The following is a 23989-nucleotide window of genomic DNA, read 5'->3' as shown; positions in this document are numbered from 1 at the left end:
CGACGGATTTGTCGACGACAAAGAGCTTGTTGCTCGCATCAAAGCAAAATCTCCGCGGTAACAACCGGGCGGTTACCTTTGAACTTCGGTGTCTTCGAATTAGATCGGCCTGACTTTTTAAAAACACTGAGGCTTGGTCAATTGGAGAAGCTTGGCCTCATTGAAAACCGCAAGCGGAATTTCGACCTTTCGCCGCTGGCCGAATGTAAGTCACTGCAAAGTCTTTTCGTTAACGGCCACTCGAAGAATATCGATGTATTGGTGGGGTTGCAGCAACTCAGAAAACTGAGCTTAGGTGCCTACGCAAAGAAAAACCGGCTTGATTTTCTCAATGGCATGACGTCGCTCAAGGATCTGACACTGATCCTTGGTGGTCGTTCGGACATTAACGACCTGATGAGCGAAACGCTCGAAATTTTACAAATTCTCCGTGTGCAAGGCGTTGAGACACTGGGCGATCTGTCTCGTATGCCGGCGCTAGCTGCACTTCGGGTCGAAGACCAAATTAAACTCAGGCATCTAGATTTGACCGGAGCGAAACTGCAACGACTTGCGCTATTCAACTGCAAAAACCTGACGGAATTGTCGGGGCTGGATATGCAGGGTGATATAGAGGAATTCGCTGTCTCTCGCACGGCGCTCGATCTCGATAAATTGCGTGACAGGGACTGGCCTGTATCGGCGCGATCCGTGCGGCTTTTCTCGGGAAGCAGAAAATGGAACGATGCTGCCGAAGCTCAGATGAGCGCCCGGAATCTGAACCAGAAGCCTGACTACTGGTTTTAGCGTGATTAACGACAGCAGCCCTAACGTCTCGCCGCCTCCAGCAATGCCACCATTTCCCCATATCCGCGCGCCTTCGCGTGCTGCATCGGCGTCACGCCATCCTTGTCGGCAAGGTTTTGCCTTGCGCCGGCATCCAGCAGCAGTTTGACGATCTGCTGATGGCGCAGGCCGCCGTCGCTGAGAATGATCGCCTCCAGAAGTGCGGTCCAGCCGAGCTTGTTGACGTGGTTCACGTCCACGCCCGCCTCGATCAGCGTTCGGACCGTTTCCACATGGCCGCGTTCGGAGGCGGGAATGAGCGCCGTACCGCCGTAACGGTTGGTGCTCTTGAGATCGGCGCCATGCGACAATGTCAGTTTCAGGATTTCGAGATGGCCGCGTGCGCCTGCATAGAGATAGGGACTGTCCTCTATCTCGTCCCTGGCGTTGACGTCGGCGCCGGCCTCGATGAGCAGCCTTGCCGCCTCGATCTGGTTGGCATGGGTGGCGATGAGGAGGGCGGTCTGTCCATGGGCGTTGCGGCTGTCGATGCCGGCGCCTTCGCCGATCAGCGTGGTGACAGACTGCGTGTCGCCGTGGCGCGCAGCATCCATGAGTGCCGCATCCTTCGTGTCCGACATGGCAGGCTCCTTCATCATCGACAATGTCAGGGCAGCGAAGATCAGGACATGAAGCGATGTTTTCAAGTCCGGTCTTTTTGATCGCATCGTTTTCATCATGATCTTAGGGGCATTCGGTTCGCGTCTACGAATATGTGCGGATGAAAGCGCATGGTCGCAGGCGTTGCAAGCGGCAATGACCGAGGCGAGCCGATCTGCCCGCGAACACCGGTATGCCTTCAGACAAATACGGGAAAGCATGATGCCAAAATGCGGTGGCTGGTGGTAACGTTGCTTCGATAGGGCTTTGGCGATGGATCGGGGGGATATCATGAAACTTCTGCTGGTGGGGGCAAGCGGGCTTGTCGGCAGCCATGTGCTGAAGCTGGCTCTCGCCGATCCGCGCGTCACGCATGTGGTGGCGCCCGGCCGCAAAGCCCTGGCAGCCCATGCCAAGCTCGAGGCACCCATATGTGATTTCAGCGGGATGACCGGAGACGAGCCTTTCTGGCAGGGCGGTGCGGTGATCTGCACGCTCGGCACGACGATCAAGGTGGCGGGGTCGCAGGCGGCATTCGAACGGGTCGATCATGACTATCCGCTGACCGTGGCCCGCCTGATGCACAAGCGCGGCGCGCAGGTTTACGTGCTCAATTCGGCGATCGGTGCCGATGCGAATTCGCGTTTTTTCTACAATCGGGTGAAGGGCAGGCTCGAACAGGATCTGGCAGCGATCGGCTTTCGATCGCTGGCTTTTGTGCGCCCCGGCCTGATCGGCGGCGAGCGGGCGGAACGCCGTCGTGGTGAAGGCATCGCCGAAGCGGTTCTGAAAATCGCCGCGCCGGTGCTGCCGAAGCGTTGGCGCATCAATCCGGCGCCGGTGATCGCGCAATCACTGCTGGATTGCGCTCTTGCAGCAAAGCCCGGCATTCGCATCGTGCCGTCAGAAGAACTGACCGGACAGGTATAACGTCCGCTTTACTGGAATTCCGGCGGGCGCGGTCTTGGCAGCGGCACGTCCGCGACATTTTCCGTGGCCCATGTGTTGATCGTGTGCACGAGGCTCGGCAATTCGCCCTGCAAAAAGCTTTCGTGGCCGGGCAGGCCCATCGGGTACATGGCGTTGCGCTCGGCCTCATAAGCGACACTTGCGCCGGTGCACAGTTTGACGCGCATGTCGGGTGCCGACAGGTCCGTGCGGTTGACGATGGTCTCGACCCGGCCGGTGCCGGTGGGCAAGCGGTTTTCAAAGGCCTGCGTGAGATATTGGGCGGCGCGCTCGTTGCGCTCGCGTTCGGTGGTGGCGCCCATCATGACGACCATGACGCTACGGCCATTGCGCTCGGCAAGGCCGACATAGTTGCGGCCGGAGGCACAGAGAAAACCGGTCTTCATGCCGACCGTGCCGGGATAGCGGGTGAGCAGCAGATTGTTGGCCTTGATCTCCTTGCCATCAATGCTGACCGCCGTTGCCTGGAAGAAGCGGCGGTATTCCGGGAAAACGCGGTTGATCTCCATGGCGAGAATCGCGAGGTCGCGGGCGGTGGTGTAATTGTCCTTGTCGAACAGACCGTTGGGGCTGGCGAAATGCGTGCCGGTCATGCCGAGGCGGGCCGCTTCCGCATTCATGCGGCGGATGAAGGCGGGCAGATCAGCGCCGACCTTTTCGGCCAGTGCCACGGCGACATCATTGGCGGAGGCGACGATGGTGGCGTAAAGCGCGTCTTCCAATGGCATGGTACGGCCGAAGGTGAGGCCGGATTCGAGAAAGGCCTGTTTTGCCGCGTTGCGGGTGATCATGACCGGCGTGTCGAGACGCACGTCACCGGCGCGTAGCGCTTGGAAGGTGATCAGCGCCGTCATCAGCTTGGTGGTGGAGGCCGGATACCATGGCGCACCGGCATCTTCCTGATAGAGCACTTCGTGGCTGGCGGTATCGACGACCAGCACGGGCGTGGCATTGGCTGCCGTTGAGGACAGAAGGGTGGCCACCGCCAGAAGGGTTTTCAGCGAGCGTCCGGGATGAAAATTCTTGATCATGCGCAGTCTCCGACAGGAGACCTGTCCTAGGGAAAATATCAGCGACTGGCAACGGTCTGACGCCGGCCGCATTGTCGGCAAAGTTATGGATAAATTTGTGGTTTAGAATAGGTTAGGAATATCGCTATGAAAATATCCGCAAGTCTGTTGTCGTTGCTGCTTGCCGCAACGTTGGTTCCCGTTACGGCAGGTGCTGCACCGGCCAAGCCAAAAATATGCAACGCGCAGGCGGCGCAAAAGCTGATCGGCAAGAAAAAACCCAGCGATGCGCAGGCGAAAAGGCTGACGGGCGCGACAAACGTGCGGCAGATCGGGCCGGGCGACATGGTCACGCGCGATTTTCGGCAGGACCGGGTGACGATCGAGACGGATCCTGCAACCGGCCGGGTGACGCAGGCAAGCTGCGGGTGAGGGCGTCTGCGACATGGGGGTCACGCAGGCCATAGCGTTCATTACCTTCAACATCATCGCGATTGTCGTGGCCTGCTGGGTTGCACGCCAGCCGAAAAGCACTCCCGCCGGCGTGGCTTTGGGGGCCGGTTGTGGGGTGGTCCTGATGGCGGCTGGCTCCGCATTGGTGGGGCTTTTCGCGCATGTCCTGCCATTCGGACAGATGGATTTCTGGCTGGCCAGCTGGATCGGCCCTTTGTGATGTGAGGGATGGACGGCCCAGCCGTTGCCGGTGGCGAGGTCGCACCGGAGCATTGCCGGGATGTTCGGCTGAACCGTCGCAGGCCACATGTCGTTAAGCGTGCGCGCAGAATTATGATCCGGATAGGTTGTAAAACACCTTCCGCCGGGAGATGCTCGACCTGCCATTTGCTTTGGGAAAGGGGAGCCCTCTCGCATGTCGGAAAAACGCCCGCGCCGCCTTGCCGTGCTGATCGACGCAGATAATGCGTCGGCCAGGATCGCCAGTGGATTATTCGAGGAGATCGCCAAGATCGGCGAGGCGAGCGTCCGGCGCATCTATGGCGACTTTTCCGCGCCCCAGACAAAGTCATGGACCGACGTTCTGGCAAAATTCGCGATCATTCCGCAGCAGAATTTTGCCTATACGACCGGCAAGAACGCCTGCGATATCGCGCTCGTCATCGATGCCATGGACTTGTTGCACAGCGGCCGGTTCGACGGGTTCTGCCTCGTCTCGTCCGACAGCGATTTCACCCGGCTGGCGGCGCGCATTCGCGAACACGGTGTCGATGTCTTCGGTTTCGGGGAGCAGAAGACACCGGAGAGTTTTCGGCAGGCATGTCTTCGGTTTATCTACACTGAGAATTTGTTGCCGCCGGTGGCGACGAACGAGGCGGCAACTGTTCTGGCCGTAACGCCGCTAAAGCCGCCGAAAACTGCGACGGCGCTGATCAAGAAAGCGATCGCCCAACTGGAGAGCGAGGACGGTTGGGTGCATCTGGGACCGGTGGGCGCACAACTGTCGAACTTGACCTCCGATTTCGATCCGCGAACCTATGGCGCCAAAAAACTGAGCGATCTCGTGCGTCAGACCAATGCCTTCGATTTGGAACAGGCTGATGGAAGACCTTTGAGAATTCGCATCAGGCAACCTTTGCCACAGAAAGTCATTGCCTGAACAGGGCGGTCTGTTTTGTCCGCTGGCAATTGCTTGAGCAGGGAGAAGCACGATGTCCGAGATCACCGGTGGCTGCCGCTGCGGCAATGTCAGGCTCGTTGCGACCGGCAATCCCTATCGCGTCGGGATCTGTCATTGCTTCGATTGCCGCAAGACCCATGGCGCGCTGTTTCATGCCTCGGCGATCTTTCCCGAGGCGGCGGTGACAGTGCAGGGCGAGACACGTGACTATCGTGGCCGGCATTTTTGCCCGCATTGCGGTTCGCAGGTTTTCGGGCGCAGTGAGGACGAGGTGGAGGTCAATCTTGGTGCGCTGGACGAGATCGACCGGTTTGAGCCGACCTATGAATTATGGACCGTTCGCCGCGAAAGCTGGCTGCCGGATTTTCCGGTCAAAAGGCGGTATGAGCGCAATCGTGAGGGAGAAGGCCGCAGCGAGGATTAACCCCGCACGGCCGCTTCTATTGCCGCAACATCGATCTTTTTCATCGTCATCATCGCGTCAAAGGCACGTTTGGCCGGTGCGCCGCCTTGGGTCAGTGTTTCCATCAGGATGCGCGGGGTGATCTGCCATGACACGCCCCATTTGTCCTTGCACCAGCCGCAGTCGCTGGTCTGCCCGCCATTGCCGACGATGGCGTTCCAGTAGCGGTCGGTTTCGGCCTGATCCTCGGTGGCGATCTGGAAGGAGAATGCTTCCGACTGCTTGAAATGCGGGCCGCCATTGAGCCCGATGCAAGGGATGCCAAGCACGGTGAATTCCACGACAAGTACATCGCCTTCGTTTCCGTCCGGATAGTCGCCCGGTGCCCGCGTTGCCTTGCCGACGCTGCTGTTCGGAAAGGTGTCGGCGTAGAAACGGGCCGCATCTTCCGCGTCCTTTTCGTACCAGAGGCAGATGGTGTTCTTTTCCATGACCGGTCCTCCCTGTCATCGCTGAAATTATCCTCTGTAATGGAGGTAAGGAGCATGCGGCATTTCGCCAGTGCAAATGGAGCACATTAGACTTTTCGGCTGTGGGAAAGCCGGAAAGGCCCGATGACAGTGCGGCAAGTTCGGATTAACCAAGGTTTTTGCGAGCCGATAGACGCCACCGACGACTGATGCCGGTCGCCTATCCGCGAAGCGCAGTTTTAAAAAGATCAACGCCTCCGACCGAAATGCAAAACAGGTGCGCCGTCAAAACGCATGCCCGGTCGTCTGGCGAAACCAAGAGATGGGGCGAAACATGAGCGAGACGGGTGGTTATTTTCCGCGGTGGCGGCTGAAGACGGAAGGGCGCATCCTGCCCGACGAACGTCTGCCGGCAGGCCAGACAGTGGTGCTGGGTTTTCAGCATGTGGTGGCAATGTTCGGCTCGACCGTTCTTGCGCCGATGATCATGGGGTTTGACCCGAACGTCTCGATCCTGTTTTCCGGTATCGCGACGCTGATCTTCTTTATCGCCGTCGGCGGCCGTGTGCCGAGCTATCTCGGTTCGTCCTTCGCCTTCATCGGCCCGGTTCTGGTGGCAACCGCTGCCGCAGCCGGCGCCCCCAATCCGAATATCGCGGTGGCGCTGGGCGGCATCATCGCCGCCGGTGCGCTTTACACGATGATCGGCATCATCGTGATGATGGCCGGTCACCGCTGGATCGAAATGCTGATGCCGCCGGTTCTGACCGGTGCGATCGTTGCCGCCATCGGCCTTGTGCTCGCGCCGATCGCCATTGCCAGTGCATCCGGCACCGGCGCGGCCTCGCCCGATGGCAGCCAGCTGTCGCGCTGGGTGGCCATCGCCACCGTCACCGCTGTTGGCCTTGTCGCCGTCTATGCGCCGGGCCTGACGCGCCGCCTGCCGATCCTGATCGGTGGCGCCTTTGCCTATCTGCTCTATCTCGTGCTGGCCAACGGCATGGGTTACGGCACGCCGATCGATTTTTCCGGTGTTTCCGCTGCCGCATGGTTCGGCCTGCCGACCTTCACCGCACCGGTCTTCCACGCCTCGGCAATCACCCTGATTGCCCCGGTCGTCGTCATCCTGGTTGCTGAAAACCTCGGGCATATCAAGGCGATCGGCGCCATGACCGGCCGCAATCTCGATCCTTATCTGGGTCGCGCCTTCATCGGTGACGGCGTCGCCACGATGTTTTCCGGCGCCTTCGGTGGCACCGGCATGACCACATACGCGGAAAACATGGGCGTCATGGCCGTGACCCGCATCTTCTCGACGCTGGTCTTCCTCGTCTCGGCCTTCGTTGCCATCCTGCTCGGCTTCTCGCCAAAATTCGGCGCACTGATCCAGACCATTCCGGGTCCGGTTCTCGGCGGTCTGTCGATCGTCGTGTTTGGTCTTATCGCTGCCACGGCCGGCCGTATCTGGGTGGAAAACAAGGTCGATTTTTCCGAGCCGCGCAACCTGATCACCGTCGGTGTGGCACTGGTTCTGGGCGCCGGCAATTTCAAGCTCGATGTCGGTGGCTTCACGCTCGATGGTATCGGCACGGCGACGATCGGTGCGATCGTGCTTTACCACGCGCTCGGCTGGGCAAGCCCGCGCAAGGATGCCGACAACGTCTGATATTTCGAAGCGTTAAGATCGGTAGGGGCCGGCTTGTCCGGCCCTTATTCTTTTCTGGAAGGCGTCATTCCCCGCCGATCAGTTCCTTCACCCGGCGACCGAGCGCATCGGCCACGAACGGTTTGGTCATGACCTGCATGCCGCGCTCCAGATGGCCGTGGTTGAGGACGGCGTTTTCGGCATAACCGGTGACGAACAGCACATTGAGGTCCGGGCGTTCGACGCGCGCGGCATCGGCCAGCTGGCGGCCGTTCATGCCGTTCGGCATGCCGACATCGGTGATCAGCAGGTCGATGTCGGGTCGGGTGTTGAGGATTTTCAGTGCCGTTGGGCCGTCTTCGGCTTCCAGAACCGAATAACCGAGATCCTGCAAAATCTCGACCGCCACCATGCGCACCAGCGGCTCGTCATCCACCACGAGGATGAGGTTCTGGCCGCTGGCGACCGGCACTGGTGCATCCTCGACCGGCATGTCCTCGAAATCGCCATCGACGGTGTGGCGCGGCAGGTAGATGCAGATCATCGTACCCTTGCCGAGTTCCGAATAGATGCGCGCGGCACCACCCGACTGACCGGCAAAACCATAGACCATGGAGAGGCCAAGCCCGGTGCCCTGGCCAATGGGTTTGGTGGTGAAGAACGGATCAAAGGCGCGCTCGATGATATCTGCCGGCATGCCGGTGCCGGTATCGCTGACGCAGAGCGAAATATACTGGCCCTGCGGCAGGCCGCGCTGGGCGGCGGCCCGTTCGTCGAGCCACCGATTGCCGGTCTCGATCGTCAGTTTTCCGCCTTGCGGCATGGCATCGCGGGCGTTGATGCACAGGTTGAGAAGCGCATTTTCCAGCTGCCCGGCATCGACGAAGGCGGTCCACAGCCCGCCGGCTGCCACCGTTTCGATGGCGACGCCCGGGCCGACGCTGCGGGCAATCAGATCCTGCATGCCGGCAACGACGCGGTTGACGTCCGACGGTTTCGGATCGAGCGTCTGGCGGCGCGAGAATGCCAGCAGGCGCTGGGTGAGGGCGGCGGCGCGTTTTACGGCCGACTGCGCGCCGGTGAGATATCGGTCGATATCGCCGATGCGGCCCTGCGCAAGCCGTGTTTTCATCAGCTCTAGGCTGCCGCTGATGCCGGCGAGAATGTTGTTGAAGTCGTGCGCAAGACCGCCGGTAAGCTGGCCGACGGCCTCCATCTTCTGGGCCTGACGCAGCGCTTCCTCGGCCGCTAGCAAGGCGGTGGTGCGTTCTTCGACGCGCTGCTCCAGCGTATCATTGAGCGTGCGCAGGGCGGCAAGCGCCCGGTCGCGTTCGGCCTCGACGGCACGGCGGTTCTCGATGTCGAGCAACACGCCGGGAAAGCTGAGCGGCTTGCCGTCCGGCGAAAGATCGACGCGGCCGTTGGCTTCCAGCCAGTAATATTTTCCGTCCTGTCGGCGGGTGCGGTACTGATGCGCATAGGCGCCGCCGCGCGACAGAGCTTCGCGCATGGCGGCGGCAAGTCCCGCCTGGTCATCCGGGTGCACGGTTTCGACCACCTGTTGCAGGCTCAGCCCGACACGCCCGAGCGCCGGATCGATGCCGAAGGCGATGGCAAAGGCTTCGTCGACGGTGAACTTGTTGTTCGGCACATCCCAGAACCATGTGCCGATAATGGCGCCGGCTTCGAGCGCAAGCTGAACACGCTGTACGGCATCACGGGCGCGGGTTTCGCTTTCGCGCAGGGCCTTTTCGGCATTCTTCCGTTCGGTGATATCGCGAAACAGGACCGAGACCTGCCGCAGGCTGGCCGGTTCGACGCGGGTTGCCGAGACCTCGATAAAACGGCCGATCGACACGAATTCCTGCTCGAAACGCACGACATTGCCGGTCTTCAGCACGCCGCCATAGATATCCAGCCAGACGTCGGCATTGTCCGGCTCGATCTCGCGCAGCCGCTTGCCGATGATATCGGCAATGCCGGTCTGGCGTTCATAGCCGGAATTGGATTCGATATGGACGTAATCGCTCAAGGGACCATGCGGACCGTCGATGAATTCGATGATGCAGAAACCGTCGTCGATGGCCTCGAACACGGCGCGGCGGCGGGATTCGCTGCCTGCCAGTTCTGTTTCGGCGATGGTGTTCTGACTGGCCTGCAATGCCCTCAGGCGGACCACTTCGTCTTGAAGCTCTTCGCGAGAGAGCGATGCAATGTCTGGATTCACAGGGCAACCTTTCGAGCAGGCGTTTTGATTAGCATATACGCTTGAAGAGGGAAGCGGGTTGCATGCGCAGGGGCGCCGTAGTGCTGATTTTCGGCGAAAATTTACCGGAATAACTGCGCCCGACACGCTGGCCGTGCCGCCGCGTGGTGTTGCGCGCGCGGATGGTGTGGAGTGTTGCAAAATTCATATATTGTTCATTTCTAATTGATGAAGTTATCACTAATTAAGCGATTGCTGAAATGATAGCGGTGTTCTTCACCTGCGAGTGTCTTCAGCATGCGACATGTCCGACAGAAAATCCGCGCTCTCGTATTGGGCCGGGATGGCAATTTCAGCGTCATGACGGCGCTGATCATGCCTGTCCTTCTTGGTGTGGCCGGCATGGCCATCGATGCCACCAGCATGGTGCTTTCGAAGGCGCAGTTGCAGGACGCCACCGATGCGGCGGCGCTGGCGGTGTCGTCACGTCTGGCGGATAAAAAGATCGACGGCACGACCGGCTCTGATTACGGCAAGAATTTCGTGGCGGGACGTTTTTCCGGCACGGCGGATGCAGCCACGGTCACCGCGATCAAGGCGGCCACGACGGTATCCATCACCACGACGGCGCAAGGGTCTTCGGGGAAATCCTTCACTGTGGCGGTCAATTCGCGGCTGCCGGTGCCCTTGAACCCTCTGACCCGGCTGATTTTCGGGCAGCAGGTCAATGTTGCGGCAGCCAGCAAGACAGTGAGCGGTTACGGCGGCCCGCAGGGGCTCTCGATGGAAGTGCTGCTGGATACGTCCGGTTCGATGGTGCAGCCAACCACGACGCAGCGAACCAAATGCACACTGCAGATCCTCAACATCTGCCTAAGTTATACGACCTTCTACCTGACGAAAATGGACGCTGTGAAAGAAGCGGCAACGGCGATGTTTGACGGGCTCGACAAGGTTGACCCAACGCCGAAATTCATCCGCACCGGCGTCATAACCTATGCCAACGGCATGGTCGGGCAGTCTGCCATGGCATGGGGAACGACCAAATCCCGCAGTCAGGTGAACGCCATCGCAACACCGGTTGGCGGTACGGATGCGACCAACTCGCTGGATACGGCAACCAGCAACATCAAGGTCAACACCGGTAAAACCGATACGGAAAGCGTGGAGCAGAGGAAAAATGGTAACGATCCGGTAGACCGCGCGATCGTCCTCATGACCGATGGCGAAATGACCGGTAACAGCGCATTGTGGGATTCGACCATCGACAACAACGTCCGCCTGAAATGCGCAGCTGCCAAGACGGCCGGTATCAAGATCTATACCGTGGCCTTCATGGCGCCGTCGAAAGGTCAGGATCTCTTGAAATATTGCGCCACCACCGAGGCGAATTATTATGAGTCGAATTCGGTGGATGCGCTCGTTGCTGCTTTTGCCGACATCGCCGCAAAGGTGACAGCCCAGCCGAGCCGACTGACAAACTGATTGCTGGCCTGCCAGTCATTTCGCCAGCAGGCCTACTTTCTCCGCGATGAAGTCAGCGATCATATTCGTATCGTCGAGATCGAAAACCGGGATCGTACTGCCCTCGACGGCATGGTCGGCGGCAATGGCGACGATATGCGGGTCGTTCGGGGCAAGCGGCTCGCGATTGGCGGATTCCAGACGGCGTGCCTCGATCTTCGGCACCGGCTCGCGTTTGTAGCCTTCGATCAGAACGAGATCACAGGGCGCGATGCGGGCGAGAATGTCTTCAAAGCTCGGTTCCGGTTCTCCCCGCAATTCGTGCATGATGGCAAAGCGCGTGCCCGACACGATTGTGACCTCATGCGCGCCGGCCTCGCGATGGCGAAAGCTGTCGGCGCCGACCTTGTCGATATCGAAATCATGATGCGCGTGCTTGATCGTCGAGATGCGGTAACCGCGGCGGGTGAATTCTGCAACGAGGCGGACGGCAAGCCCGGTCTTGCCGGAATTTTTCCAGCCGGAAATGCCAAAAATGCGCTGGGTCATCACTGCTCCAGAAATGTTTGCGCCAGAGTAAAATCCTCAGGCGTATTGACGTTGAAAAACGGATCGCGCGAGCCTGCCGGCGTGTCCTCCGGTTCGAAAGAAACCGTGACATTCGGGTGGCGGGCCAGAAACGCCTTGACGCGGCGATTGCCGGGATCCTTCAGCCACTGTTCGAGATCGTCGGCGAGGCCAAGCGGCCAGAGCGCATAGACCGGATGCATATGGCCTTCGGACGCTGCGATGGCGATCGTCTCACCATTGGGGCAGGCGGCGACGAGGCGGGCGACGAGGTCGCGCGGCAGGAATGGACCATCGCCGGCAGCGCTTGCCATATGTGTATGGATGCCCTTTGCGGAAAAATGGCGAAGGCCTGCAAGAATGCCGGCAAGCGGCCCCTGATGATTTTCGAGCGTATCGGCCACGACCGGCAGGTTCTGGTGCTGCGCGAAATCGGGAAGGGCGTTTACGGCAAGCGCTGCGACCTGCGGCATCAGGCGATCGGCGACATGGGCGATCATCGGTCGCCCCGATAGCGCCATCGCCGTCTTGTCACAACCCATGCGGCTGGAACGGCCGCCCGCGAGAATGAGGCCTGCGATGTTTTCGGGACGTGGTGTTTCAATGGTCATGACGGCGTCTCATCATGCCGGTGGTGCCGGATCGGTTTCGCCGGCCGTTACCTGCCGGCGGCGGCTTTCACGGTAGAAGGTGTAAAGACCGGAGCCGATGACAAGGGCGATGCCGAGGAACATCCACGCATCCGGGATTTCACCGAAAAACAGGAAGCCGATGCCGAGCGCCCAGACCAGTGCGGTGTAACGGAAGGGCGCAACGAAGGAGATTTCGCCGGTGCGCATGGCAAGGATGATCGATTGGTAGCCGGCTAAGACAAGCAGCGATGCCAGTGCGAGAAGACCGAATGCACCGCCATCAAGCGGCTGCCAGCCACCCATCGGCACGATCAGCAGTCCGCCCAGCACGGTGATGACGGTGGTAGTGAACATGCTGACGGAAATGGAGGGAATGGACGGATCGACACGTTTGGTGGCGAGGTCGCGACCGGCGGTGAAAAACACGGCGGCAACGGCGAACAGGGCGTCGGGCACAAAACCGGCAGGGCCGGGTTTGAGGATGATCAGCACGCCGATAAAGCCGACGGCGATGGCCGACCAGCGGCGCCAGCCGACCTTTTCGCCGAGGAACAGCGCCGCTCCCAGCGTCACGGCAAGCGGCAGCGATTGCAGGATGGAGGAGGCATTGGCGAAGGGGATGCGGCTGAGCGCGGTGAGATAGGTGAGCGTTGCGCCGATCTCGAAGAAAACGCGCAAAAGCATGATCCTGTCGGTCAGCATGCGGCGGGTCGGAAGTGCGCCGAGATGGCGGGCGATCAGGAAAACGAGGATCAACGTCATGGCGCCGCGCACGAACATGATCTGTGCGACCGTTGCCTGCGAGGAGACGGCTTTGACCAGCGCATCGTTGCAGATGAACACCGCCATGGCGAGCACCATGAAAAGCGCGCCCCTGGAATTCGCCGATCGTACCATCCGTCCCACTCCCCCACGCCGAATCACGCATCATCGGCCTGAACTGAGAATCGGTGGCCGCAGCGATGGCGTGAAGGCCGGCTCTCCTTAAAGTGGTTTTGGCGAAATGGAAACGGCTGGTCTGCCGATCGTCAGGTGGCGACGATCTGCCGCCGGAAAATGAAGCTTTTCCGTGCATTGTTAACGGTTGCTCAATCCAATTTTCCGAGTGTTGCTAGAATTTCGCATGAGGCGAAAATAATGGCTGTGCGTCGCCGATGGGAGGCTGGTGTACGGGCACATTCGCGGGGGGAACCGCATGTCCTTTATCGACCGGCTTTTGCAGAGCCGCAGGATCGTCACCAAAGTTCTTCTGTTCGTCGTGCCACTGGTGCTGCTGATCGCCGGCGTCGGGCTGGCGGGCTATTACACCTCGACGACGCTGAACGGCCATATGACCGTCACACGCGCGACGATCGAAAATATCGGCGACTTCGAGCGCCTTCAGACCAGTCTGCAGGATTTTTCCAATGCGCCCGGCGACAAGACGCTGGCGGCCTTGAAGGCTGATATCGATGCCCAGGAAAAGGGTGTTGGCGCATTGCAGGGCCTGCTGGTCTCCGACGGTGACCGGGAACGTATCGCCCCGGTGATCGGCCTGGCGGCGGCCATGCGGGCGCATGCGGATGCGCTGTGGGCCGTCAAGGGCCGGCGCGACCAGAACGGCCGCGAGATGGATCTCGGCATGTCCAAGGTTCGTGCTCTCGGCACCGGCGTGCAGGGGCAGGTGGGCACGCTGCGCAAGCAGATGGAAGGCAAGGAAAAATTTGCCAAGGGTCTGCTGCTGGAAGCTTTTGCCTATAACGCCGTCTCCGGCCGCATCGGTGATCTGCGCGAAGCCATGCGCCGCGCCGAAAGCGATGATGCCGCCGTCAATACGGCAAAACTCTATCTCGCCACACTGAATGCCGAATTCGACAAGGTCATCGGCCTTGTGCCCGAGCGGGCCCAGAAGGGTTTTGCACCGGCACGGGAGGCCGCCGCCAATCTCGACAAGGTTCTGGCGAGCGATGCGCCGATCGCAGAAAAGGGACAGGCAGCCCGCGTCGGCACCAGTGCCTTCATGCGCATCCAGGGCGACCTCTCCAACCTCGCCACCACCAAGGCGGTGACGGCAGCCGAACGATTCGTCGGCCTCGAGGCCGACGTGGTGGCGCAGCGTGAACTGCTGACCCAGAGCGAGGAATCGCTGCGGCGGATCGATGAATTGCAGCTTCTCGTCGAGCGCCTGCGCATGACCGCCACCGAGGACAGCCGCAAGGCGGTTCTGGGCGGCATGACGACCCTGCGCAAGGCAAGCACACGCGTTTCGGAACTGTCGGCCACCAATGTCACATTGGCCGAGTTTGCCGGAAAGACCGAGGCGCAGCTTACGGCACTCGATAAATCCTCGGTCAAGCTGATGGACATCACGGCCGACTGGCAGAAACAGAAGGCCGAGGCCGCGCAGACGCTTGTCAACGGCATGGCCGGTCTGAAGGCTTTTGTGGCGCAGGCGCAGGAAACCGGCAAGCAGGACAGCGAACGTTCTGCGACGCTGTCCGTCATCGCGATGGTTGTCGGCACCGTGCTGGCGATTGCAGGCGGCCTGATGCTGGTCGAGACGCTGCGTGGTCCTCTGCGCCGCGTCAACGATGTGATGAAGCGTCTTGCCAATGGCGACCTCGATGTGTCGATCGAAGGCCGCGAGCGTGGCGACGAGATTGGTGACATGGTGCGTTCCGTTACCGTGTTCCGTGATGCCGCTGTCGAAAACGTGCGGCTGGAGCAGGAAGCGGCATCTGCCCGTGAGCTTTCGGCCGAAGAGTCCGAGCGTCGCAATGCCGAGCGTGCCCACGTGGCATCGGAGCAGCGCCGCGCGCTCAACGCCCTGTCGCACGTGCTCGGAAAGCTCGCGGAAGGCGATCTGGAAGAGGGCATGGCCGAGGATCTGGCGGAAGACTTTGTCGAGATGGCCCGCACCTACAATCAGGCCGTCGAGGCTCTGCGCACGACGCTTGCCGATGTGCGCAGCACCGCCGACGAGATCGAAGGCGGCACCGGCAATCTGGCAAGCTCCGCCGATGATCTGGCCCGCCGCACCGAACAGCAGGCGGCGGCTCTGGAGCAGAGTTCGCGGGCGCTGCGGCACCTCAGCGAGATCGTCGTGTCGACGGCCGAAAATGCCAAGCGCACCTCTGCCTCCGTCAGCGAGACGGAAGAGTTCGCGGTACGCTCCGGTCAGGTGGTTGAACGGGCCGTCGGTGCCATGGGCGAGATCAGCAAGTCGTCAGCCAAGATTGCCACCATTATCGGCGTGATCGACGAAATCGCCTTCCAGACCAACCTTCTCGCCCTCAATGCCGGTGTGGAAGCCGCGCGGGCAGGCGAGGCTGGGCGTGGTTTTGCCGTCGTGGCGCAGGAAGTGCGTGAACTGGCGCAACGGTGTGCCGGTGCTGCCCGCGAGATCAAGGATCTGATTTCGGCCAGTGCGACGCAGGTGAAGAGCGGCGTGCATCTGGTCGAAGAGACCGGACAGGCGCTATCATCGATCATCACCCATGTCGGCGAGGTGCGCAAACTCGTCTCCGACATTTCGGCAGCGACCGGCGAACAATCCACCGGCATCCGCGAAGTGACGCATGCGGTGCAGGAAGTGGAGCTGATCACCCAGCGCAACGCCGCGATGGTCGAAGAAAACAACGCTGAGATCCATGGTCTGCGCCGCCGTGTTGAAATGCTGTCGGAGAAGATCGAGCATTTCAAGACACGCGATCCGCAGATGCAGGTGGAACTGGGCGATTACGATCGCCGGCCGGGCTGGGGGCGTGAGGTGGCGTAATATCCGATAGCTTTATAAATGGCCGGGACGATGTTTCGGCCATATTTTTTGTCGGCTCGATGGTGCCGGAGTTGCGAAGACGGAGGTGTTCGAGTTACCACCGCTTTCGAACGTTCCAGAGTTCACCGATTAGCCGAACTCACGATGCGATCAATATCCGGCCTCACGCTGATAGCGAAACGCCAGAATATAACCGGTATTGTCCGCCGGCTCGAACCGATACAAGGCGACATAACCACTACTACCGAAGGGAATCAGCAACTCTCTCAGAGGTTCGTTGTCTGAAAATGGGCGACCGATATGCGGCGTCTGCGATAGTAAAGAAAAGTGGCGGGAGATTGCACGCTTGGCCTCGGCGGAAGACCGTCGCCGGCCTTATCCAGAAAACGCCGGCATCGCTCAAGCCCGGTCAACGCACCGCGAGTGACAATTACCTGTGGCACTCCGGAGGACCCTTTTCCTGGTCTGTGCCCCAACTCTCAAGCCAGTCCTGAACTTCTTGTCCGGTGAGGTGAAGTCCGCTCTCCTGATAGTCGGCCCAAGCGGCATGGGCCTCCTGACGAAAACCTTCTCGGTATTCTTCGCGCTCGACATATTGCCAGATGGCATCGCCGATCATGCCATCGGTTGATTGGTTGCGGACTTTCGAAAGCTTGTCGAGCCTTTCGCCAAGCTCATCGTCGATTTGGAGTGATGTGCGCATGATAATCCTGCCGCGTAAGGCTTGCAGCCTAACAAAATGGACAGCACAAATCCACCAGCCTCAGCCGCCCGTCACGCTCATATGCCGTGACACCGCCGGCCGGTTATTCCGGTCGATGATGAAGTCATGGCCCTTCGGCTTGCGGGCGATCGCCTCGTCAATTGCCGCGGCCAGATGCGTCGGGTCGTCACTTTCGCGCAAGACTTCGCGCAGGTCGGCGGCGTCGTTCTGGCCGAGGCACATGTAAAGCGTGCCGGTGCAGGTGAGGCGGACGCGGTTGCAGCCCTCGCAGAAATTATGGGTCATCGGTGTGATGAAACCCATGCGGCCGCCGGTTTCCATCACTTCGACATAACGGGCAGGGCCGCCTGTCTTGAACGGGATATCCTTGAAGGTGAATTGCTTCTCGAGGTTTTCGCGCAACACCGAGAGCGGCAGGTAACGGTCGGTGCGGTCTTCCTCGATCTCGCCCATCGGCATGGTTTCGATGACGGTCAGATCCATGCCGCGACCATGCGCAAAACGCATCATCTCGGGGATTTCGTCTTCGTTGAAACCTTTCAAAGCCACCGCATTAAGCTTGATCTTCAACCCGGCCTTCTGGGCGGCATCGATACCTTCCATGACCCTGGAAAAGTCACCCCAGCGGGTGATTTCCTTGAACTTTTGCGGATCGAGCGTATCGAGCGAGACGTTGATGCGGCGCACGCCGGCATCGTGGAGTTCCTGCGCGAAGCGGGCGAGCTGCGAGCCATTGGTGGTGAGCGTCAGCTCGTCGAGATGGCCGGTTTCGATATGGCGGCCAATCGAGCGCACCAGATGCATGATGTTCTTGCGCACCAGCGGTTCGCCGCCGGTCAACCGCAGTTTGCGCACGCCCTTGGCGACGAATGCCGAACAGAGACGGTCCAGCTCTTCGAGTGTCAGCAAATCCTTCTTCGGCAGAAACGTCATGTTTTCCGCCATGCAATAGGTGCAGCGGAAATCGCAGCGGTCGGTGACGGATACGCGCAAATAGGTGACCGCACGACCGAACTTGTCGATCATCGGAGCGATGCTGGCGGCCGGGGCGGCGACAAGCGGTGGGGTCACGAAAGAATTCACGTCGTTCTACTCCTGTACGTCAAATCTGGTGATTGTCCTGATCGACGTCAAGCATGCATATGGTCTGCGACTTTGGATCGTCTTGCTGCCGTCAACGCACTTGCAGCGAATTGACGAAATCCATAATCGTGAGCGGACAAAATTGGAAGAGCAGAGATGACCGACCCCATCACAGATAGTTGGCCGACCGAGATCAAGGTATCGCAGGACAAGCTCGTGCTGACGGTAACCTTCGACGATGGCGCAAGCTTTGCGCTGCCGGCGGAAATGCTGCGCGTTCTGTCTCCCTCGGCCGAAGTGCAGGGGCATGGCCCCGGCCAGAAGGTGACGGTGCCGGGCAAACGCCTGGTCGGCATCCGCAATGTGGTGGCCACCGGCAATTACGCGGTGCGCATCGCCTTCGACGACGGCCATGACAGCGGTATCTTTACCTGGCGATATTTGCGTGAGCTGGGCCTCGAGGGCGACGATAAATTCAGGGAATACGAGGGTGAGCTGTCAGCCAAGGGGCTGAGCCGCGAGCCTGTCATAAAAGCACGATAACAGATCGAAACGAAACAGAGGGGTAACAGAGTGGCGGCAGAATCGAATGCGGGAGAACTGGTCCAGGTCGTGGCACTGCTGGGGGCGGGCGTCATTGCCGCGCCGCTGTTCAAGCGGCTGGGCCTGGGTTCCGTTCTCGGCTATCTCGCTGCCGGTCTGGTCATCGGCCCATTCGGGCTGAAACTGGTATCGGATCCGCAGGCCATACTGCATATCGCCGAACTCGGCGTGGTGATGTTCCTGTTCATCATCGGCCTTGAAATGCAGCCGTCGCGGCTGTGGAACATGCGCAAGGACATTTTTGGACTGGGGGCTTTGCAGGTTCTCGTCTGTATCGCAGCGTTGATGGCAGTGGGCCTTGCCTTCGGGCAATCGGCGCCGGTCGCCTTCGTTGCCGGTACCGGCTTCGTTTTGACCTCGACGGCGATCGTGATGCAGATGCTGCAGGAGCGCAATCACCTGCATACGCCCAAGGGGCAGCGGATCGTTTCGATCCTGCTGTTCGAGGATCTGGCCATCGTGCCTCTGCTGGCCATCGTGGCGCTTCTGGCGCCGCAGGGCGAGACGGTGTCGTTTGTCGAGCGGCTGCAATCGCTGGGCATCGGTTTTGCCGCGCTCGCCGCGCTGGTGATCGCCGGGCGTTACCTGCTCAACCCGTTCTTCCGTCTGCTCGCCCAGTCCGGCGCCCGCGAAGTGATGACGGCGGCCGCCCTGCTGGTGGTGCTCGGGTCGGCATTGCTGATGGATTTTGCAGGTCTTTCCATGGCCATGGGCGCGTTTCTGGCCGGCGTGCTTCTGTCGGAATCCTCGTTCCGCCATCAGCTGGAAGCGGATATCGAGCCGTTCCGTGGCATCCTGCTCGGCCTGTTTTTCCTGGGCGTCGGCATGGCCGTCGATCTGGCGGTGATCTTTGCCAACTGGAGCCATGTGGTTCTTGCCGTGATCGCCTACATGATCGTCAAGGGCGTGATCATCTATGGCGTGGCGCGGCTTTTGAGGGCGCCGCATGCGGAAAGCCTGGGACGTGCGATCCTGATGGCGCAGGGCGGCGAGTTCGCCTTCGTGCTTTATGCCGCGGCTGCCTCCGTCGGCATTCTCGATGCCGATACCAATGCAGTGCTGACGGCGACCGTCGTGATCTCCATGGCGGTGACGCCGCTGGTGGTGGCGATCTACGTGCGTCTGGCGCCCAAGCCGACCGTTGACACAAGCGGTCTCACCGAGCCGGAAAACATCGAGAACACCGTGCTGATCATCGGTTTCGGCCGTTTCGGCCAGATTGTCAGCCAGCCTCTGCTGGCGCGCGGCTATACTTTGTCGATGATCGACAAGGATGCCGAATTCGTGCGCGATGCGGGCGATTTTGGGTTCAAGGTCTATTACGGCGACGGCTCGCGGCCGGAAATCCTGCATGCCGCGGGTGCGGCCACCGCCAAGGCGATCCTCATCTGTATCGATGACAGGGAAGCCGCCATCAAGATCGCCGAAATCGTCAAGGAAGAATATCCCTTGGTGCCGGTTCTGGCGCGCGCCTATGACCGCGGCCACGCCATCGATCTGCTCAAGGCCGGCGTCGATTACCAGATCCGCGAAACCTACGAATCCGCACTCGATTTTTCCGGCGAGGTCATGCAGGTGCTGGGCGAGGAGGAAGAGCTTGTGGCTCAGATGGTGGAGGAATTCCGCGAGATCGACCGCGAGCGTTTTGCCATGGAACAGGTCGGCGGCATTTATGCCGGCCGTTCGCTGATCAAGGGCAATGCCCAGCCCGCCGATATCATCGCCGCCAAGACGGCGCGAGAACGCGAACGCAAGGCAGCGGAAAAGGCAGCAGTCAAAGAGGCGACGACATGAGTGCGAGTGCGCAGGACGGAATCATTACCTCGATCGAGGGGCTGCGCGAGATCTACGGAGAGAGCAGCCCGGCATCGATGGTCAAGGTCACCGATTACCTGACGGCTGAATACCGGCAGATGATCGAGGCCTCGCCCTTCGTGGCGCTGGCGACTGTCGGGCCTGAGGGCATGGACTGTTCGCCGCGCGGCGATCTCGGTGGCGTAGTGCGCGTCGAAAACGAGCGCACACTGACGCTGCCCGATTGGCGCGGCAACAACCGTATCGACTCGCTGGAAAACATCGTGCGCGATCCGAGGGTAGCTCTGATGTTTCTCGTGCCCGGATCGAACACCACGATGCGCGTCAACGGCCGCGCAGTGGTGTCGGCGAAACCGTCGCTGCTCGACAGTTTTGAAATGGATGGCAAACATCCGCGCAGCGTGACGGTCGTCACGATCGAGGAGGTTTATTTCCAGTGCGCGCGGGCGCTGATGCGATCGGAATTGTGGAACCCGGAACGGTTCGTCGATCCGAAGAACCTGCCGACGCCGGGTACGTTGCTGAAAGCGGCCAAGGCGGATTTCGACAAGGAAACCTATGACCGCGAATGGGCGGCAAGGGCTGCCGCCACGATGTGGTGATGGAAGGCCGGCTGGTCGATCACTTCTTGTAGATCAGCCAGCCTTTGCCGAGATAATCCTTGCGCATGCCCTCTTCGAAGATCTGGGTGCGGTTGCGGCCATTGCCCTTAGCGCAATAAAGCGCGACGTCGGCCTGCTCGTAGAGTTGGCCCGGATCCTCGGCCTGGACGGCCATGGAAAAGCCAAGCGAAATGGTCACCGGACCGTAATCGACGCCGGTGCGCGAGTTGCGGAAGGGGCGGCTTTCGAGCGCGTGGCGCACGCGTTCGCAGTTGGCAAGGACCTCCTCGGGCGTATTGCCCTGAATGATCATTGCGAATTCCTCGCCGCCCGTGCGGGCGACAAAGACATCCTTGCGGACATTGCTGCGGATGACAGAGGCGACCGTGGCGAGTATCTTGTCGCCGACCGGATGGCCGTAAGTGTCGTTGATGCGCTTGAAATGGTCGATGTCGACCAAAATCAGCGCGGTCACCGCAAGGCTCATCTGATCGTCGTAAAGCGATGCCAGTTTTTCGTCGAAGGCGCGGCGATTGGCGAGCCGCGTCAGCGAGTCCGTGTTGGCTATGCGCTTGTATTCGTCGAGTTCCTTGCGGACATCGTCCATTTCCTGCGAGCGCTGCGCGACATTTTCGACCGTCTTTTCGCCATGTGCCATGGTGTCGCCGGTCGCTGAGGTCAGCAGGTCAATGGCGCTCGCAAGGAGGTCTGCGGAGAAATGGGATTTGGTGTTGATGCGTGAGGCGGTTTCCTCGAGCAGGCGATTGTAGCTTTCCAGCGAAGTCTGTTCCTGCCGGATCACCCGCAAAACACCTTCAAGTTCAATCGCGAGCCGCGTATGGGCGCGCTCGATGACCACCGCCTGCGGACGGCCGAGATACTCGTCGGCCAGATGATCAAGTTCTTCCTGCGTTGCCCGTGTGCCGAGCGCAACAAGCTCTCGCGACAGCTGTGCATTGCTGCCGATATAAGCTTCATAGAAAAGCTGGTAATTGCGAGGAATAGGAGCAACGCCCATCGACCTCAATGCATAAACGATCTGCCCAGCTAAATCAGAAGCATGCGCCTTTTGCGCTGTCGCCGTGTTCATCGGCTACTCCCGTGGTCCCACCCAAATTTAAACCTATGATTAGGGTCAAAGTCTTGGGAAAAGATTAAAAATATGGTTTCCACGACGTAATACTTAGATTCTGATAATCGCGACAAGCCTTGAATTGCAAGGCGTGCGGTGTTTTTTCTTTAGTCTATTTCTAAATAGGACCAGAAAAGGTATTTCCCGAAAGAGTTGCACCGGCTCATGGCTGTCCATGAGTCGGTGCTGATTTTCACGTCTATGGTGTGATCAGGTGTAACGGCGAACGTTACTTCGGGCCGATCATGTTCTCCGGGCGGACATACTGGTCGAACTCTTCGTTCGTCAGGTAACCGCCGCCGACTGCTTCTTCGCGCAGCGTCGTGCCGTTCTTGTGGGCAGTCTTGGCGATCTTGGCGCAGGCGTCGTAGCCGAGCTTGGAGTTGAGCGCCGTCACCAGCATCAGCGAGTTTTCGACACCCTTGCGGATGTTGTCTTCGCGGGCTTCGATGCCGACCACGCAATTGTCGGTGAAGGACACGGCGGCGTCGCCGAGCAGCTGCACCGACTGCAGGAAGTTATAGGCCATCATCGGATTGTAGACGTTGAGCTCGAAATGCCCCTGGCTGCCGGCGAAGGTGAGTGCCGCGTGGTTGCCAAAAATGTGGGCGCAGACCTGGGTGAGGGCTTCCGACTGGGTCGGGTTGACCTTGCCCGGCATGATCGACGAGCCCGGCTCGTTTTCCGGCAGCGACAGTTCGCCAAGGCCGGCGCGCGGGCCGGAGCCGAGGAAACGGATGTCGTTGGCGATCTTGAAGAGGGCAGCGGCAGCAGCATTGATGGCGCCGTGCGAAAACACCATCGAGTCATGCGAGGCGAGCGCCTCGAACTTGTTCGGGGCGGTGACGAAGGGCAGGCCGGTGATCTTGGAGATCTCGTCAGCAACCTTCTCGGCAAAACCGATCGGTGCGTTGAGGCCGGTGCCGACGGCGGTGCCGCCCTGGGCGAGCTTGGACAGGGCCGGGATGGTCAGTTCGATATTGGCGATGGCGGACGCCACCTGCGCGGCATAACCGGAGAATTCCTGACCGAGCGTCAGCGGCGTTGCATCCTGCGTGTGGGTGCGGCCGATCTTGATGATATGCGCGAATGCCTTGACCTTGGCCTCGAGTGCCTGATGCAGGTGTTTCAGCGCCGGCAGGAGGTGATGGTGGATCGTCTCGACGCAGGCGATGTGCATGGCCGTCGGATAGGTGTCGTTCGACGACTGGCTCATGTTGACGTGATCGTTCGGGTGTACCGGCTTCTTCGAACCCATCACGCCGCCGAGCACTTCGATGGCGCGGTTGGAGATCACTTCATTGGCATTCATGTTCGACTGCGTGCCGGAACCGGTCTGCCAGACGACGAGCGGAAAGTGGTCGTCGAGCTTGCCGTCGATCACTTCCTGCGCCGCATCGACGATGGCCTTGCCGACGGTGGCGTCGAGACCGGAAAGCTCCATGTTGGCGCGGGCTGCTGCCTGCTTGACGATGCCGAGCGCACGAACGACGGCCAGCGGCTGTTTTTCCCAGCCGATCTTGAAATTGCCGAGCGAGCGCTGGGCCTGTGCGCCCCAATAGCGGTCGTTCTGAACTTCGATCGGGCCAAACGTATCGGTTTCGGTGCGGTTCGTCGTCATATGCCTCTGTCTCCCATCGCCCGCCGTCGCGGGTTGAACTTGCCGGCCTGAATAAATGAAGGTGAAAATGAGCCTGAGCCGGCGGCGCATTTCTATACCATTGTCAAATGACTGCAAGCGGAAGAGGGCTGTTGAAGACTGCGAGAAATCGGGGTTTTACCCTGTTTGCGGTGGTGTTCGTGCCATTATTGCCACGATGCGGTGAATAGAGGTTTTGCGAGAAAATCT

The 23989-nt window shown here is 60.2% G+C and carries 24 protein-coding genes; 12 read left to right on the top strand and 12 right to left on the bottom strand.

The features are described from left to right. A partial coding sequence (locus tag AAIH70_RS28305; protein ID WP_430037232.1) for a hypothetical protein occupies positions 1–786 on the top strand: 786 nt, incomplete at its 5' end. A 20-nt stretch (positions 787–806) separates the two neighbouring features. Here the strand turns inward: AAIH70_RS28305 and AAIH70_RS28300 are convergent. After that, positions 807–1406: an ankyrin repeat domain-containing protein gene (locus tag AAIH70_RS28300; protein ID WP_430037229.1), complete on the bottom strand. Its 600-nt coding sequence runs from the start codon at positions 1404–1406 to the stop codon at positions 807–809. 310 nt (positions 1407–1716) lie between these two features. Here AAIH70_RS28300 and AAIH70_RS28295 point away from each other — a divergent pair, with 310 nt between their 5' ends. Then, positions 1717–2355: an NAD-dependent dehydratase gene (locus AAIH70_RS28295; protein WP_132273548.1), complete on the top strand. Its 639-nt coding sequence runs from the start codon at positions 1717–1719 to the stop codon at positions 2353–2355. Between the two features lie 8 nt (positions 2356–2363). Here the strand turns inward: AAIH70_RS28295 and AAIH70_RS28290 are convergent, their stop codons facing one another. Next, entirely contained in the window at positions 2364–3425 is a 1062-nt protein-coding gene (locus tag AAIH70_RS28290; protein WP_165931997.1) for a D-alanyl-D-alanine carboxypeptidase family protein, read from the bottom strand. A gap of 126 nt (positions 3426–3551) precedes the next feature. Here AAIH70_RS28290 and AAIH70_RS28285 point away from each other — a divergent pair, with 126 nt between their 5' ends. The 4 genes from AAIH70_RS28285 to AAIH70_RS28270 all read left to right on the top strand — a co-directional run bounded on the left by AAIH70_RS28285 (position 3552) and on the right by AAIH70_RS28270 (position 5461). Then, positions 3552–3836, top strand: coding sequence for an I78 family peptidase inhibitor (locus tag AAIH70_RS28285; protein WP_132273550.1), 285 nt, complete (start codon positions 3552–3554; stop codon positions 3834–3836). 13 nt (positions 3837–3849) lie between these two features. After that, positions 3850–4077, top strand: a complete 228-nt coding sequence (locus AAIH70_RS28280; RefSeq protein ID WP_132273551.1) for a hypothetical protein — start codon at positions 3850–3852, stop codon at positions 4075–4077. A 195-nt stretch (positions 4078–4272) separates the two neighbouring features. After that, the gene (locus tag AAIH70_RS28275) at positions 4273–5016 is read left to right on the top strand and encodes an NYN domain-containing protein (protein ID WP_132273552.1); all 744 of its coding nucleotides are present in this window, start codon (positions 4273–4275) and stop codon (positions 5014–5016) included. 52 nt (positions 5017–5068) lie between these two features. Beyond that, on the top strand, positions 5069–5461 hold the full coding sequence (locus AAIH70_RS28270) for a GFA family protein (RefSeq protein WP_132273553.1): 393 nt from the start codon (positions 5069–5071) through the stop codon (positions 5459–5461). Here the strand turns inward: AAIH70_RS28270 and AAIH70_RS28265 are convergent. Then, positions 5458–5931 carry a VOC family protein gene (locus tag AAIH70_RS28265; protein WP_132273554.1) on the bottom strand — a complete coding sequence of 158 codons (474 nt, stop codon included), beginning with the start codon at positions 5929–5931 and terminating at the stop codon, positions 5458–5460. The genes AAIH70_RS28270 and AAIH70_RS28265 overlap by 4 nt on opposite strands. Before the next feature lie 313 nt (positions 5932–6244). On the opposite strand from AAIH70_RS28265, the gene AAIH70_RS28260 reads away from it, so the two are divergent. Continuing rightward, positions 6245–7576 carry a solute carrier family 23 protein gene (locus AAIH70_RS28260; RefSeq protein ID WP_132273555.1) on the top strand — a complete coding sequence of 444 codons (1332 nt, stop codon included), beginning with the start codon at positions 6245–6247 and terminating at the stop codon, positions 7574–7576. A 64-nt stretch (positions 7577–7640) separates the two neighbouring features. On the opposite strand, the gene AAIH70_RS28255 is transcribed toward AAIH70_RS28260, so the two are convergent. Beyond that, complete coding sequence (locus AAIH70_RS28255; protein WP_430037242.1) at positions 7641–9725, bottom strand: response regulator; 2085 nt, start codon at positions 9723–9725, stop codon at positions 7641–7643. A 333-nt stretch (positions 9726–10058) separates the two neighbouring features. Here AAIH70_RS28255 and AAIH70_RS28250 point away from each other — a divergent pair, with 333 nt between their 5' ends. Continuing rightward, the gene (locus AAIH70_RS28250; RefSeq protein WP_132273557.1) at positions 10059–11246 is read left to right on the top strand and encodes a vWA domain-containing protein; all 1188 of its coding nucleotides are present in this window, start codon (positions 10059–10061) and stop codon (positions 11244–11246) included. 15 nt (positions 11247–11261) lie between these two features. Here the strand turns inward: AAIH70_RS28250 and mobB are convergent, their stop codons facing one another. From mobB to AAIH70_RS28235, 3 genes are read right to left on the bottom strand one after another with little or no spacing between them, the layout of a single operon-like run. After that, positions 11262–11774 (bottom strand): molybdopterin-guanine dinucleotide biosynthesis protein B, encoded by a 513-nt coding sequence (gene mobB / locus AAIH70_RS28245; RefSeq protein ID WP_430037222.1) that lies wholly within the window; start codon positions 11772–11774, stop codon positions 11262–11264. Next, the gene (gene mobA / locus AAIH70_RS28240) at positions 11774–12403 is read right to left on the bottom strand and encodes a molybdenum cofactor guanylyltransferase MobA (RefSeq protein WP_132273559.1); all 630 of its coding nucleotides are present in this window, start codon (positions 12401–12403) and stop codon (positions 11774–11776) included. Before mobA ends, mobB begins: the two co-directional genes overlap by 1 nt. 12 nt (positions 12404–12415) lie before the next feature. After that, entirely contained in the window at positions 12416–13321 is a 906-nt protein-coding gene (locus tag AAIH70_RS28235) for a DMT family transporter (RefSeq protein WP_132273560.1), read from the bottom strand. Positions 13322–13619: 298 nt separating this feature from the next. On the opposite strand from AAIH70_RS28235, the gene AAIH70_RS28230 reads away from it, so the two are divergent. Next, complete coding sequence (locus AAIH70_RS28230; protein ID WP_430037219.1) at positions 13620–16181, top strand: methyl-accepting chemotaxis protein; 2562 nt, start codon at positions 13620–13622, stop codon at positions 16179–16181. 150 nt (positions 16182–16331) lie between these two features. Here the strand turns inward: AAIH70_RS28230 and AAIH70_RS28225 are convergent, their stop codons facing one another. From AAIH70_RS28225 to moaA, 3 genes are all read right to left on the bottom strand, one after another. Beyond that, on the bottom strand, positions 16332–16481 hold the full coding sequence (locus tag AAIH70_RS28225; protein WP_245519153.1) for a type II toxin-antitoxin system RelE/ParE family toxin: 150 nt from the start codon (positions 16479–16481) through the stop codon (positions 16332–16334). 130 nt (positions 16482–16611) lie between these two features. Then, entirely contained in the window at positions 16612–16884 is a 273-nt protein-coding gene (locus AAIH70_RS28220; protein WP_132273562.1) for a CopG family ribbon-helix-helix protein, read from the bottom strand. Positions 16885–16944: 60 nt separating this feature from the next. Next, positions 16945–17931 (bottom strand): GTP 3',8-cyclase MoaA, encoded by a 987-nt coding sequence (moaA, locus tag AAIH70_RS28215; protein ID WP_132273806.1) that lies wholly within the window; start codon positions 17929–17931, stop codon positions 16945–16947. Between the two features lie 225 nt (positions 17932–18156). On the opposite strand from moaA, the gene AAIH70_RS28210 reads away from it, so the two are divergent. Genes AAIH70_RS28210 through AAIH70_RS28200 form a run of 3 tightly spaced genes read left to right on the top strand, consistent with a single transcriptional unit; the run spans position 18157 to position 21008 of the window. Continuing rightward, positions 18157–18531 carry a gamma-butyrobetaine hydroxylase-like domain-containing protein gene (locus tag AAIH70_RS28210; protein ID WP_132273809.1) on the top strand — a complete coding sequence of 125 codons (375 nt, stop codon included), beginning with the start codon at positions 18157–18159 and terminating at the stop codon, positions 18529–18531. Positions 18532–18561: 30 nt separating this feature from the next. Continuing rightward, complete coding sequence (locus AAIH70_RS28205) at positions 18562–20385, top strand: monovalent cation:proton antiporter-2 (CPA2) family protein (RefSeq protein ID WP_132273563.1); 1824 nt, start codon at positions 18562–18564, stop codon at positions 20383–20385. Next, on the top strand, positions 20382–21008 hold the full coding sequence (locus tag AAIH70_RS28200) for a pyridoxamine 5'-phosphate oxidase family protein (RefSeq protein ID WP_132273564.1): 627 nt from the start codon (positions 20382–20384) through the stop codon (positions 21006–21008). Before AAIH70_RS28205 ends, AAIH70_RS28200 begins: the two co-directional genes overlap by 4 nt. Positions 21009–21027: 19 nt before the next feature. Here the strand turns inward: AAIH70_RS28200 and AAIH70_RS28195 are convergent, their stop codons facing one another. Next, the gene (locus AAIH70_RS28195; protein ID WP_132273565.1) at positions 21028–22098 is read right to left on the bottom strand and encodes a GGDEF domain-containing protein; all 1071 of its coding nucleotides are present in this window, start codon (positions 22096–22098) and stop codon (positions 21028–21030) included. Between the two features lie 271 nt (positions 22099–22369). Continuing rightward, positions 22370–23761: a class II fumarate hydratase gene (gene fumC / locus AAIH70_RS28190; RefSeq protein WP_132273566.1), complete on the bottom strand. Its 1392-nt coding sequence runs from the start codon at positions 23759–23761 to the stop codon at positions 22370–22372. Between the last annotated feature and the right edge of the window lie 228 nt (positions 23762–23989).

It is taken from the genome of Neorhizobium sp. BT27B (assembly GCF_050455485.1).
GTDB lineage: Bacteria > Pseudomonadota > Alphaproteobacteria > Rhizobiales > Rhizobiaceae > Neorhizobium.
The sequence above is the reverse complement of the archived record's forward strand: the minus strand, read 5'-3'. Positions and strand labels throughout refer to the sequence as shown.

What these genes read in the sequence shown, in the direction of transcription:
- AAIH70_RS28280 (WP_132273551.1), top strand. Translation starts at nt 3,850, where the DNA reads ATGGGGGTCACGCAGGCCATAGCGTTCATTACCTTCAACATCATCGCG.
- AAIH70_RS28295 (WP_132273548.1), top strand. Translation starts at nt 1,717, where the DNA reads ATGAAACTTCTGCTGGTGGGGGCAAGCGGGCTTGTCGGCAGCCATGTG.
- AAIH70_RS28200 (WP_132273564.1), top strand. Translation starts at nt 20,382, where the DNA reads ATGAGTGCGAGTGCGCAGGACGGAATCATTACCTCGATCGAGGGGCTG.
- AAIH70_RS28195 (WP_132273565.1), bottom strand. Translation starts at nt 22,098, where the DNA reads ATGAACACGGCGACAGCGCAAAAGGCGCATGCTTCTGATTTAGCTGGG.
- fumC (WP_132273566.1), bottom strand. Translation starts at nt 23,761, where the DNA reads ATGACGACGAACCGCACCGAAACCGATACGTTTGGCCCGATCGAAGTT.
- AAIH70_RS28270 (WP_132273553.1), top strand. Translation starts at nt 5,069, where the DNA reads ATGTCCGAGATCACCGGTGGCTGCCGCTGCGGCAATGTCAGGCTCGTT.
- mobA (WP_132273559.1), bottom strand. Translation starts at nt 12,403, where the DNA reads ATGACCATTGAAACACCACGTCCCGAAAACATCGCAGGCCTCATTCTC.
- AAIH70_RS28230 (WP_430037219.1), top strand. Translation starts at nt 13,620, where the DNA reads ATGTCCTTTATCGACCGGCTTTTGCAGAGCCGCAGGATCGTCACCAAA.
- AAIH70_RS28285 (WP_132273550.1), top strand. Translation starts at nt 3,552, where the DNA reads ATGAAAATATCCGCAAGTCTGTTGTCGTTGCTGCTTGCCGCAACGTTG.
- AAIH70_RS28275 (WP_132273552.1), top strand. Translation starts at nt 4,273, where the DNA reads ATGTCGGAAAAACGCCCGCGCCGCCTTGCCGTGCTGATCGACGCAGAT.
- AAIH70_RS28235 (WP_132273560.1), bottom strand. Translation starts at nt 13,321, where the DNA reads ATGGTACGATCGGCGAATTCCAGGGGCGCGCTTTTCATGGTGCTCGCC.
- moaA (WP_132273806.1), bottom strand. Translation starts at nt 17,931, where the DNA reads ATGATCGACAAGTTCGGTCGTGCGGTCACCTATTTGCGCGTATCCGTC.
- mobB (WP_430037222.1), bottom strand. Translation starts at nt 11,774, where the DNA reads ATGACCCAGCGCATTTTTGGCATTTCCGGCTGGAAAAATTCCGGCAAG.
- AAIH70_RS28290 (WP_165931997.1), bottom strand. Translation starts at nt 3,425, where the DNA reads ATGATCAAGAATTTTCATCCCGGACGCTCGCTGAAAACCCTTCTGGCG.
- AAIH70_RS28250 (WP_132273557.1), top strand. Translation starts at nt 10,059, where the DNA reads ATGCGACATGTCCGACAGAAAATCCGCGCTCTCGTATTGGGCCGGGAT.
- AAIH70_RS28260 (WP_132273555.1), top strand. Translation starts at nt 6,245, where the DNA reads ATGAGCGAGACGGGTGGTTATTTTCCGCGGTGGCGGCTGAAGACGGAA.
- AAIH70_RS28265 (WP_132273554.1), bottom strand. Translation starts at nt 5,931, where the DNA reads ATGGAAAAGAACACCATCTGCCTCTGGTACGAAAAGGACGCGGAAGAT.
- AAIH70_RS28220 (WP_132273562.1), bottom strand. Translation starts at nt 16,884, where the DNA reads ATGCGCACATCACTCCAAATCGACGATGAGCTTGGCGAAAGGCTCGAC.
- AAIH70_RS28300 (WP_430037229.1), bottom strand. Translation starts at nt 1,406, where the DNA reads ATGTCGGACACGAAGGATGCGGCACTCATGGATGCTGCGCGCCACGGC.